This window comes from Paenibacillus sp. Y301, from assembly GCF_059445505.1.
Genome location: NZ_JCAIUL010000013.1, coordinates 14,914 through 27,459, shown reverse-complemented (window position 1 = coordinate 27,459; position 12,546 = coordinate 14,914). Strand labels below are relative to the sequence as shown.

Below are 12,546 nucleotides of genomic sequence, written 5' to 3'. Positions count from 1 at the left end.
TGCGGTCTGCTACATCATGGGATTAGCTAGTTGAATAGTTGAGGAAGCTACAATTCTGAAATTCCAAATGAAGCGGCTAGGAGATGGAGGCCAGTAAGACCATATCTCTATTATTCATAACAACGCACTTCATAAACTGCCGCAGAAGGATCACCGTTTGTTGCTTCAATGAGCACACGCAACTTCTCTGCAACAATCGTCTCCAGAAATGTATGGCGTACATGCCGGCGGTAATTGTCCACGACATGAACTACATCCTTCCACTCGCAATCGATCCATGCCTGAATTCTGTAATCCTTAACACATTGTGGATCTCGATATAACGGACCATATGCATGATATTCGCGAAACAGATGCCCGGCAAAAGTAATTTCCACTGTCCCCACTCTCTGCTTAGTATCCCAGGACAGTTCAACCCACTGCGGCAGGGGCTGCATCGGATCGGAGCGCCATAGATTGGTTGACCGGTAAGGCCGGGTAACCCCACTTATGATGTTATTGCCGCCAAAAGCCTTTTGCGGCGGGGAGATGATATAGCTCATGGTCATTCCCTTCTCGTAACGCCGCATTCTGCCCTCACCCATCTCGAAGGCGCTGATATGTCCGGGAATAATCGTGCCCGCGGCATGCCAGATTACGTTCGGATTGGCTGTTAGATCCAGCCTGACATAAGAACCCGGCTGCAATCCTTGCCCGGCACCTGCAGGGCTGGCCCATTCGATCCAGTGCCTTCCTCCCGGAGGAACGGTTAGCGTACAGCTGGCCAGCTCTCCGTCTTGTGGCTCAGAGCGGTAGTCCCAGATATGATCCACCTTGAGCAGCACTGCATCTACCGTCTGCGATTCATCTGTCATGTTACTCAAGCAGACAGATAAGCAGTCGATCTGCGGGGAGGAGACGGCAATCCATTGGCCGCGTCTTCTGTGCAGTATCTCATCCTGCTCACTCCAATCCTTACAGTCATTCCATTCTGCCAGTTTCGGCAGATGATCCTTACTCTCCGGCCCTGCACCGTAGACTGCCACCTCACTACTGACAGTGACTGTCGCATCCCTAGCTAGATCAGCCGCATCCACATTCACAGCATTCGGTAGGAAGCAACCATCCCTCAGCAGGGTCTGCTGTAATTCCGGCATCGCTTCTGTCGTAACCTGCTTAATTGCGATACCTTTCTTCAGGGCGATCGCTGCAGCCGTCCCGGCCGCCTGGCCCATCAGCGCGCCGGTTGCCATGACCCGCACCGTACCAAGCGCGGCATGCGTCACACTGACATTACGACCAGCCATCATCAGGTTATCCACATCTTTTGCAAGCATGATTCGAAAAGGGATGCCGTAGGGACCACAGTAGCTTTTGATTGCATATTCAGTAGTCTCGCTGTAGTTTTCGGAGCTGGAATGCTCACTAGTCATGGCCAGCAGTCCGCCTGGTGTATGCAGGTCTAGAAACCAGCCGCCATAAGCGACTTCGTCTTCGAACACCTTTCGGTTGACGGGATCATGCTCGGTCATGAAATATTCTCCCATGATCCTCCGGCTTTCTCGCTTACCCGGCACCTGTCCGATCCAGTCCAGCGCATAGTTGGCGGCCAACTCCTTCGTCTTAGGGTCCCGGTTCTTGATCCAATCCCAGATGCCCAGCGTATGTTTGGTCAGCTCATGCCGGATGTCTTCGGAATCTGTAATGGTATGCCACGGCACCCCAATCTCGATCCACCAGTATCCGCTACGGATATCGTACGGTTTACGTCCCTGTTCGTAGAAATAGGCTGCATCTTCGTATTTGGTGGCCCATTCCGGAGCAACAAACGGAATGGGGCGCCCCATATCCTTGGCCTTGAAATGAATGGAATTACCCATTGTGTCTCCACTAGCCATCTCTGGCGCATGCGGCTCATTGAATTCGGCGCGCCCTTCGGAGCCCATTCTCCACTCGCATCCTGCAAGATCGGCAATGACACCGTCTCCTGTGCAATCAATGAACAAATCCGCTGAAATTTCAATAGTTGTCTCCGCATTGGCTATACGAGCCATAATCGATTGAATCGTCTGGTCGTCCTTCATCACAACCTCATGGACAGAAGTATTCAAATGGAAGGTCAAGTTCGGCGTGCTTTGCGCCATATCGTACATCGTCATATCCCAGACACTGTTCGTCCAACCATTCTCGGTAATCTCCTCGTGATTGCGGGCCCGCTCTTCAACAAATAGCTCGGAGATAATCCCTGTCTCCCTAGCATACGTATGAAAAGCAGCTGCCCCGTGTAGCGTCACCCGGATCTCCGAGGAGCTATTGCCACCGAATACCGGTCTGTCCTGAATCAAACAGGTGCGCGCCCCGTGGCGTGCTGCGGCGATAGCCGCACAAAACCCAGCCATTCCTCCGCCAACGACAACAAATTGATAATGCTCATTTTTATGAATCATCATTTATAATTCTCCCTTCTGTAGTTTCATATATTTAGCCTTTAAGTCCCGAACTGGCAATTCCCTCAACGAACCAGCGCTGAAAGATGCTAACAACGAGTACCAGCGGAGCCAGAGCCGACACGGAAGCAGCCATTATCAGAGGATAATCAGTACCGTTCTCATCCGTAAACGTAGTCAGCCCCAGCGGAATCGTGAACAATTTACGGTCCCGCAGCAGGATCAGCGGATTCTCATATTCATTCCAGTGCCAAGTGAACGTAAGAATGAGAAGCGTGACCAATGCCGGCTTCGTTAGCGGAAGACAAATTTGCCAGAACATTCTCCAATGACCGACACCATCCACCTTAGCCGCTTCCAGTAATTCGCCCGGTAACGTACTGAAGAACTGCCGCATAATAAAGGTGCCTAGCACAGTGAACATCCCAGGAAGAATTATAGCCAGATGCGTATTCACCAGTCCCAGACTGTCAAATAAAATAAACCGCGGAACAAAGAAGACCTGTGCTGGAATGATCATGGTAGCCAGATACAAGAGAAAGATGGTCTCCTTGCCGCGGAAGCGCAGTTTTGCGAAAGCATAACCTGCCATCGAACTGGTAATCAGGGAACCCAACACCTGAAAAAAAGTGATTTTGATCGAGTTCCAGTAATACACGCCAAAAGAAACAGCACCATTCCATACCCTCTTATAGTTGCCAGTATTTAGCGTATCGGGAATCCACTCGATCGGATAGCGGAACAGCTCCGAAGTATTCTTGAAGGATGCGGACAGCATCCAGATAAAGGGAAGCAGCATCAGGATTCCAATCAGGAGGAATACAGCTGTGATGAATATTTTTGCGACCAATCTATAAGTATGGCGTTTATACACTAGCTTCACCCTTCCTCCCTAGAATTGGTCCTGCCATTTGCGCTGCGAGCGCCATTGCACCAGAGTGACAATGAATATAAAGAGAAACAGTAGCCAGGAAACGGTTGCCCCGTAGCTCATATTTCGTAGTTCAAAAGCTTGTTCATAAATATAGAGCGCCAGCACACTGGAGGAACGCATGGGGCCGCCGTTAGTCATGACCTGCACGGACGCGAATACCTGAAAGGATGAAATAATCAGTGTAACCGCAGTCAAAAAAGTTGTCGTCTTTAGCATGGGCAAGGTGATATGCAGAAATTTTTTGAATGCGTTGGCTCCATCGATAGCTGAGGCCTCATATAAATCCTTTGAGATCCCCTGAATACCGGCCATGTACAGAATCATCGCATAGCCGATGTAAGTCCATACTGTCATAATGATTACGCCCGCTAATGCCCAATCCGGGCTTGCCAGCCATCCTGGGGGGTTATCCACGCCCAGCGCCTTGAGCACCGAATTAATTGGACCTTGAGAAGGATTATATAGGACCCGCCAGACTACGGATATCGCTATAATGCTACTCATATAAGGCAGGAAAATCATAGTACGGATCAACGTCTTCATATATACAAGCCTATTCAATATAACGGCTAGTAGCAGACCAATCACCAAAGCCAATGGAACGCTGCTCAAGGAAAAAATCACATTATGCAGCAGGGCTTTCCAGACGATTGGATCACCCCCTAGCTTGATTATATTATCAAGACCAGAAAAACTTAGACCACCCAGCCCTTTGAGATAGTTCCAGTCTGTGAACATCAGCACAAAACTAAATGCCATCGGGAACAGTATGAAGGCCGCAAACCCCAGCAGGTTCGGAAGAATAAATAAATAGCCGGCGATATTCTCCCTCGTTTTTCCTCTCATACACTCAACTCCTTCTACCTGTATTATAGCGAGGCTTCCTCCTCCTCAGAATGTCATAAACTATGCAAATACCGTGATATTCTTTGAACCCTTCTTCTGCGTGACTATAACTATTCCCCAGATAGCAAAAAAAGCCATCTCCGGATAGCTCGGAGATAGCTTTGAATTATTTCTTTGCCGCGACAATCGCTTCATCGGCCCGTTGCTTGATCGTTTTAACCGTTGTATCCAAATCCTGTGCGTCCATGAAATATGTCTCTGCTTCTTCAAGAACGGCTTTGCGCATTTCGGTTAAGCCGGCCGTTTGAGTAACTTCTGCAGTGATGTATTGCGTGTTCAGCAGCTTCACGAACGAATCTACATCAAAGTACTTTGCCTTATCGCCCATAATAGCTTCCGCTATCTGGTTGACATCGGCTTTCTTACTGGATGGAATCCGCCCGCCCGGCAGCATCTCGGTATTGCCCTCTACAAGGAACCAGCTCAGGAACTTCATTGCAGCTTCCTTGTTCGGACTCTTGGCATTGATTGAGGTCATATCATTTAACTTCGAATTATTCACATTGCTGCCTGCCGTCCACTGAGGCATCGGCGCAAAGGCAATCTGATAATCTCGATTCGGATAAGCGGTGTCATCCTTGATGTAACGGACAAAGTAGGCGGAAGTATAAGTAGATGCCGCTCTACCGTTCAGCAACTCATCCTGAGGCTGCGCCTTATTCGCAACCCCTTCCGCATAAGGCATAAGAACTTTGGCGTCAAACAACCTCTTTTGCATTTCCAGACCCTTGCGGAATGATTCATGATCGAAGTTAGAGCTTCCGTCCGCAGCATAAGAGGAATCCTTGGATTGTGCTGAGTTCAACACATCTGTAGCAATCGGTTCTAAGATCGGGTTAAGAAAGGCACCATATTGCCCCTCTTTCGTCAGCTTCTTGACCAATGCCTCATATTCATCCCATGTCCAGCCCGGTTCCGGGACCCGCTCACCCACAGCATCGAGGGAAGCTTTATTGAAGGCAACGTAACGCACATCTCTAGACCCTGGAAGGTTATATATCTTGCCGTCAACTTTCGTAATGTTCTCCGAGCCGATGATTCCCTCTAGATCAAACCCACTAGATTCAATCAAACCCTCCAATGGTTCCACCATTCCGGCCTTTATGCGATGATCCAATTGGGCGTCGGCATAGTTCACGAATAGATCGGGAGCATCCGTATTAGAGAGTAGCGCGGTTTCAAGTTTCACGTTCCCCGGGTCATCATTGACGAACCGAACATATTCGACCTGAATATCAGGATTCTCGGCGTTCCAGCGGTCTACTACCGCCTTGGGTCCATTCTCTTCTGGCACGCCGCCCCACCATTTAAGTTCTATCTTTTTCGAACCGCCAGAAGCATTCGTGCTCTCCTGCGACGTATTGGCCGAGTCTCCGTTATTACCTCCACATCCGCTTAACATCGAGCCAGCCAGCAGAACGGATGTCAGACTTAATAGTAATCCTCGCTTCATTATCATTTCCCCTTTCGTTGTATAGGACGGAACTACAACTTAGTTATAACAAATCACTGCCGAATAACGAACGGCATATTCTTTGTTCTAAGAGGGAATTTCCAAGCTACCTGTTTACCTGCCTGTCATGACTTTGCGGTATTCGAGCGGAAATAATCCTTCTACTTTCTTGAAATACTTGCTGAAATGATTGGAATCGGTGTAACCGACCATTTCCGAGATTTCATATATTTTGTACGTGGGATTGCGCAGTAGCTCTCTTGCCTTCTGCATACGGATTTGCGTCAGATAATCCACAATTTTCACGCCGGTCTCCTTTTTGAACATTACGCTGAGGTAGTTTTCCGCAAACCCTACTTTTTGGGCCAGGTCAGCCACTTTAAGGGATGAAGCATACTCTTCTTCCATTATCTTAATAATCTGCGTCACCTCATCTCGGTATACCGGCTGTTTGTTCTGTCTCGCAATAGCGACCGCCTCGGGAAGCCAGCCAAGAAACCAGTTACTGATTTCCTGGAGCGTTTCGGCATTACGGATCACATCAAAGGGGTATCTCCCCTGATATTCCGGCATGACATAGAGAATATGTTCAGGCTGTCCCATCTGCTGGCAGATCAAATGTAGCCATTGCAACCACTGCTCCCTTACCCAGGCGACTCCCATTCCCTCTTCCTTCTGCAACTGATGGGTCCACTGCCGTAGTTCCTCTAGAATGACATCTTCTCCGGCCCTTTCCAGTAAGTCGGTCCAATGTCCGTTCTGCAAAATGCTGAACTTGTCGCGCACCTCGTCCAAGCTGTCCAACGGATACAGCACATGTCTCGTAGGATGGAAAAAGTGCCGTTCCAGCGCCTGCTCCGCTTGCCGACAGCCTTCATTTAATTGGTATGGGCTGAAGCTGGTTCCAGAGACACCGAAGCTAACATTCACTTTAACAAAGGTTCCCACCGCTTCCCATAGTTCATCTAACATCTCTTCTGAATAGGCACCGCACAGGATCACGAGCTTGTGATTATACATATCCACCAACTGGAAATCCCCGTATTTCCTCATGATTTCCGCCAAGATATTGCTGACCGTGTACATCAGCAACTGCTCGCTTTTAAATCGGTTCTCCTCCAACACCTGCTGGTAGTGATCCACTCCCGCCACAATTACACGACAGCCATTTAGCACAAACGGTGGAAGAAGTCCGTCTCTTTGCAGGTTGTCCACCTCTAGCTGGGAACCTTGCTTGACCAACAAATCGAGTAGAATCAACTCGGTGGATTTCCGTTCCAAATGCTGTATTTTATACTCGAGCTTGTGTTTTTCCCTACGCTTCAGCTGTTCGTTACGTAAGGACTGCTGTATCCGCTTGCACTTATCGAGTAGCTCTTCAGGGGTATAAGCGAGCTTAAGCGTATAATCCACCGCCCCCAGACGCAGCGCTTTCTGCACATATTCAAAGTCGTTATGGTTCGATAAAATGATTACCTTTGTAGCTGGCCATCTCACGCGCACATGATTCATCAGCTCCAACCCGTTCATCTCCGGCATCCGGATATCAGCTAGAATAATATCACAGGACTTACGGCTGAGTATCTCCAGAGCTTCCACCCCGTTCGTCGCTTCCCCGATCACCTCGAATCCTTGCTCCTCCCAAGGAATCAGCGTTTTTATCGCCACCCGGACCAGAATCTCATCGTCCACAATCAACACCTTTGTTGTCATCATTCCTGCTCCTTCCGATGTGGGATACGAACCGTCACCTGAAGACCACCGTCATCCTGCTGCGATAACTGAAGCCCGCATTCCTGTCCACAATGGATTTTGATTCTCCGATCTACATTGAGCAGGCCGATGCCACTTGTCTTCACATGATCCTGTGTCAACTGATTGGAGATTGCACGGATTTTCTCAGGAGTAATTCCTTTTCCGTTATCCCGGATATGCAACAGTATGTATTGATCACGGTGTTCGGCTTCAATGCGGATGTGCAGGGGCACCTGCGAGCCATGAATAATGCTGTTCTCGACTAGCGGCTGAAGTGTGAATTTCAGTACGGTGCATTCCAGAAGTTCTTCCGGGACCTTAATAGAGACGGTAATGTTGTCGTGATACCGGATTTTTTGTAGCGACATGTACAACTCCAAATATTCCAGCTCCTGCCCCAACGTAACAAACAGTGTATTCTGCTTCATGGAGAATTCCATCAGCTTGCCTAATGCTGTAATCATATCGCTGACGTTACGGTTGGTATTGGATAACATGGCCATCAGCTTGATTGAATTCAGTGTGTTGAACAAAAAGTGGGGATTGATCTGTGCTTGGAGTGCTTGGAAATGCGCCTCCTCCTTGTCCCGCTGCTCCTCTGCCACATGCCGAACCAATTCCTCCAGCTGGGACACCATTTTATTGAAACGGCTGCCGAGCATCGCAACCTCATCCTTCCCCCGTACTTCCACCTTGGTGCTGAAATTCCCGCTGCCCACCCGGCTCATGGAACGTACTAGCGTATACAGCGGTTTGGTTAGGCGCAACAGAATGTAGATCACTATAATGATTCCGACGCAGAAGAACAACAGGAACAGGGCAATCGATTTCGTCCGGGAATTATCCAACTGGGCTGAGAAGTCCCCCATCTGCTGCAGCGACACTATAGAAATGCCGATCTGTGGTACGGTGGCCAAATTCATCAAATAAGCCTTATTATGTAACGTCAACTTCTTCATCACCGCCGGACTTGTTTCGCTGTCTCTTAGCTGCTGCTTCGTCAGCGAGTACTGCTTCTTCCCATAAATGTCATACAGGGTTGCGTTCTGATCCAGAATGAGCAGCTGCGTATTATTAGGAAGTCCTTGGGAGGTTTCCCCATAAAACTGGCTTACAGGTATGCCTACTACAGCCAGACCTGAATCGTGGATGGAGGATTCAAAAGAGAAAGACCGTGCCAGCAACATGAACTCCTTATTCGGTCCGTTGTTGGTGTATCCCAGATTTACTGGGAGCCGATAGGCTTTCTTCCAGTAAGGGTACCCTTTTCCGTCTATACCTGCCTTGAACCAAGGTTCGTGGATGATATCGCTGGCGGCCTTACGGTTGAAATTATTCAATGTTGTTACAATATTCGCATCCGCATCAGCTAGTCCTATAAAAGAGCTATCATCCAGTAGAATGTCACGCAAATATCCCATCCGCTTCTGGATCTGAAAGATCGCCCCCATTGCCTCCACATTCCCGTAGTCCCAATTAAAGGTGCGGTTTCCGTAAGTCTGGGCCATATCCGTTTCTAGCAAATAGGTGGCTTGAATCATCCGTTTAGCTTTATCATTAATCGTCAAAGCCGCCTGTTCAATCAGGCTCTGGTTGGCTGCATATACCTCCCGCTCCACCACTCTAGCCGATGTCTTGAAGTAATTGTAGAGTACAATCAACGTAGGTGCCGCAATCACTATTAGTAAAGTAGCAATTAGCTTACTGCGAATGGACTGAAAGCGCCTCCAGCTCCCATTAATAATAAGTCCCCCCTGAACATGCAATTCTGATACTTAAATATATTAATTACATCCATTGGGTATTACATAATCAAATAATCTTGTATGTAAAATCGCTTTACATAATTTATCTAATACGATTATTTAAAATTAAATTATTTTTTAAGCTTCGTATAAATCTTAAAAATATAATATATTATGGATATATTTACCTAGTTCTGATAGACTATATTTGTCTTATGTCATTGAAATTAGGAGGATTATAAAAAATGTGGATGTTTATTAGTCTTATAAGTTTTTTAGCATTTGTTATATTAATCATACTAGGGGTTGTATCTTTGATTAAGAAAAAGAGTACAGCAAAGAAAAAGTTCTTGTATTCATTGGCGTGCTTTATTTTATTTATAGTGGCCCTTATAGCTAGCCCAACCGCTAAAACGGAACCTATCTCCAGCACTAATAATGAAAAAGTTGTGTCCGCAAAGGCTGATGAAACTTCTACCAAAGCAGAAGATGATGCTAAACAGAAAGAAGATCAAGCAGCTAAAGATAAAGCAGATCAAGCAGCTAAAGATAAGGCAGATCAAGCAGCTAAAGATAAGGCAGATGCTGAAGCGAAGCTTGCGGCTGAAGAATTGGCTAAAGAGGAAAGTGTCCCTAGAGAACATAAGTCGGCGTTAAAGAAAGCAGAGTTATATGCAGAAACTATGCAGATGTCAAAGGCAGGAATTTATGAACAGTTGACTTCTGAATATGGAGAGAACTTCCCTCCAGAAGCTGCTCAATATGCTATCGATAACATTGTATTCGATTGGAAAGAAAATGCATTAAAAAAGGCACATTCATATGCAGAATCTATGAGTATGTCAGATTCGGCTATTTACGATCAATTGATTTCGGAATACGGAGAAAAGTTCAGTAAGGAAGAAGCGCAATACGCAATAGATAATTTAGAATAAGATATAAAAACGAGAGTAGCAAAAGTCTTGAATCCCCTATGCTCTAACGTAAGGACCACATGCCCAGTGTGGGTATCATACAAGAATATTAACATGAGTCAATAGTAATAAATTTGGTAAAAAAAAGACCACTTAGGATTTAATCCGGTGGTCTCTACTATTTTCTTAAGAATCACTACTATCTTTTACACTAATTCTAATCTTCAATCATAGTGACATATGAAATTTATCTTTATGTAATATGCGTTGCAGCAAACACAGCTGATAGTTAGTTCATTGTACAGTCTCTGTTACCGGTTATTTAACTCTTCATATTCTCTTTTCAATATACTCATAGTAATCGTGTCCGAATATCGTCCATTAATAAAATTCTTCTCTCTTAATCTTCCTTCTTCTTTGAATCCACACTTTAAGTAACATCTATAAGCTCTTTCATTAAAATCATGTACTTCCAATTGTAATCGATTTAAATTTAATCTGTTAAACACAAAATCCTGTAGCGTTTTTATTGCTTCAGTACCATATCCCTTGCCAAGGTACTCTTTAATTCCAATCACTATTCCTAGTTCAGCCGATCTATTTTTCCAATCCATTCTAAATAAATCAATCTGTCCAATGTACTCCTCAGTGTCTTTGTGTGCAATTACAAACCCTTTCTGCTCTGTCTTCCCTTCAAGTATTGAATTTAAATATTGTTCTGTTCCGTTTACTGTATGCGGAAATAAGAATATATCGGATAGATTATCTACGATTTCCGGGTCATTACACCATTGTCTTATAAATTTTAAATCTTCCTTGCAATACTCTCTCAGAATTATGCGATCACCAAAAAGTCGTGACATTAAGACACATCCTTTATTTTTTTTATTATCATTGCATCTCAGCATTCCTTATTTTTATTCCAAGCATTTAAAAATTCCCTAATCGATTGATATCTCTTTAGCTTGTCTTCGTTAATTGCATTGTAAGCAACATTATAAAGTTCTTGGTTGGCCTCCCACTTCTCATAGGACCTATCAAGCTCACCACCTAATAGCCCAAACGCAATGGCACCCATATTATAAACATTCGTTCGGCTATCAATTTCTGCTCCTAATTCAAATTCTTCAGGTGACATGAATCTTGAAGACCCCCAAAGCCTTCCCATATTATTGTAAAATGGTTTTCTGTGATAAAAATCAATATCGCAAATTTTAGTTTCATGATTCAAGAAATCATAAAGTATACTTCCATCATAAAAATCTATTGCAACATATCCCTTTTCTTCTACAAATACGTGAAAATCAATAATACGTTCTAATGAGTTCAATCTTTGCTCGATCGATAAGTGCTTATATTTATAAAAGGGAGAATCGGGATTTGTGTATTTAGCTGGAGGAGGATACGACCAGTGAGAATGAAGGCATTCGCCATTAAACCATTTGAAAATTGCAACATAACCATAACCACCATTAACACTAAAATGATCCAAGATTTCTATTAAACAAGAATGCTTGAGTTCATAATATAAAGGAATTGCATCTTTCAGTCTCGATACTGCTTCGGAGGGTTCTCCTTGATAATCAACAGGCCTGGTACCAGCGTATTTAACAAACTTCTTCTGCCCTTCACTCTCCACTCCAAAACAGATATTACCTGAATCCTGTTGATCGAATACTGCAAATACATAACCTAATTTTAGTAGCCAACTAAAATCGATATCTTCCTTTAATTGAAATGTTACTTCGTCAATATTGTAAGTAATATGACTAATATTCATTTATTCCTCCTGAAAATTGATTTTTAAGGAAACTAACCTATTAGACTTAAGTAACATTAAATTATTCAAATCATTTGAACTATAATCCCTCAGTACTAATCTTTCCGTTATTATCTGCATCCTGAAATTCTTCCTTCCATAAAAAACCATCATTTCATCTAAGATTGTTGTGATCACGATGTCCCTTTGAATACTTATTGAAAGAAAAAAATAATCAACGATTCCAACAACTACAAAAGACATTACAATCAATTTGAAATTTCTGATAATAATAACAAAGCCTATAATAGACTCTTCTTAAGTAATCCAAAGCTTTCATGTTCCACCTAATTGTAATTTATTTACAATACGATACGATGGTATTTGGAAATTCCTTCAGTTGTTTTTGTGCAAATACGCCACTTAGCCGACTGAATGTATCCGGTGAATTTGCCTCCCTGAAATATCCCTTCCGTACCCCATGGCCGGGCTGGTTCCAACACCCAGCGTTGAATGCGATGTTGGGGTAATGAAAATATTCCATCTATTAGGATCAAAATCACTTGTTCTTAATACAGAGTCTATATTTAACTCGCCATAGATATGGGGATATACTCCATTCACTAATGCTGCTCTAACTATCGTATCGTTTGA

At 44.7% G+C, this 12,546-nt stretch carries 9 protein-coding genes; 1 reads left to right on the top strand and 8 read right to left on the bottom strand.

Features of this window, described 5'->3' with window-relative positions:
• Positions 1-110 precede the first annotated feature (110 nt).
• The 6 genes from AC1D69_RS19455 to AC1D69_RS19430 all read right to left on the bottom strand — a co-directional run bounded on the left by AC1D69_RS19455 (position 111) and on the right by AC1D69_RS19430 (position 9,153).
• Positions 111-2,429, bottom strand: coding sequence for an FAD-dependent oxidoreductase (locus AC1D69_RS19455; protein ID WP_495457803.1), 2,319 nt, complete (start codon positions 2,427-2,429; stop codon positions 111-113).
• Positions 2,430-2,460: 31 nt separating this feature from the next.
• The gene (locus tag AC1D69_RS19450; protein ID WP_495457860.1) at positions 2,461-3,018 is read right to left on the bottom strand and encodes a carbohydrate ABC transporter permease; all 558 of its coding nucleotides are present in this window, start codon (positions 3,016-3,018) and stop codon (positions 2,461-2,463) included.
• Positions 3,019-3,318: 300 nt separating this feature from the next.
• The gene (locus AC1D69_RS19445) at positions 3,319-4,206 is read right to left on the bottom strand and encodes a carbohydrate ABC transporter permease (protein WP_495457802.1); all 888 of its coding nucleotides are present in this window, start codon (positions 4,204-4,206) and stop codon (positions 3,319-3,321) included.
• 166 nt (positions 4,207-4,372) lie between these two features.
• Positions 4,373-5,719 carry an ABC transporter substrate-binding protein gene (locus AC1D69_RS19440; protein WP_495457801.1) on the bottom strand — a complete coding sequence of 449 codons (1,347 nt, stop codon included), beginning with the start codon at positions 5,717-5,719 and terminating at the stop codon, positions 4,373-4,375.
• A gap of 114 nt (positions 5,720-5,833) precedes the next feature.
• Positions 5,834-7,435, bottom strand: coding sequence for a response regulator (locus AC1D69_RS19435; protein ID WP_495457800.1), 1,602 nt, complete (start codon positions 7,433-7,435; stop codon positions 5,834-5,836).
• Positions 7,432-9,153 (bottom strand): cache domain-containing sensor histidine kinase, encoded by a 1,722-nt coding sequence (locus AC1D69_RS19430; protein ID WP_495457799.1) that lies wholly within the window; start codon positions 9,151-9,153, stop codon positions 7,432-7,434. The genes AC1D69_RS19435 and AC1D69_RS19430 overlap by 4 nt, the downstream gene beginning before the upstream one ends.
• 311 nt (positions 9,154-9,464) lie before the next feature.
• Between AC1D69_RS19430 and AC1D69_RS19425 the strand changes: the two genes are divergently transcribed.
• Positions 9,465-10,154, top strand: coding sequence for an Ltp family lipoprotein (locus tag AC1D69_RS19425; protein WP_495457798.1), 690 nt, complete (start codon positions 9,465-9,467; stop codon positions 10,152-10,154).
• A 290-nt stretch (positions 10,155-10,444) separates the two neighbouring features.
• On the opposite strand, the gene AC1D69_RS19420 is transcribed toward AC1D69_RS19425, so the two are convergent.
• Both AC1D69_RS19420 and AC1D69_RS19415 read right to left on the bottom strand, forming a co-directional pair.
• Positions 10,445-10,996 (bottom strand): GNAT family N-acetyltransferase, encoded by a 552-nt coding sequence (locus AC1D69_RS19420; protein WP_495457797.1) that lies wholly within the window; start codon positions 10,994-10,996, stop codon positions 10,445-10,447.
• A gap of 38 nt (positions 10,997-11,034) precedes the next feature.
• Positions 11,035-11,913 carry a serine/threonine protein kinase gene (locus tag AC1D69_RS19415; RefSeq protein WP_495457796.1) on the bottom strand — a complete coding sequence of 293 codons (879 nt, stop codon included), beginning with the start codon at positions 11,911-11,913 and terminating at the stop codon, positions 11,035-11,037.
• Positions 11,914-12,546: the final 633 nt, after the last annotated feature.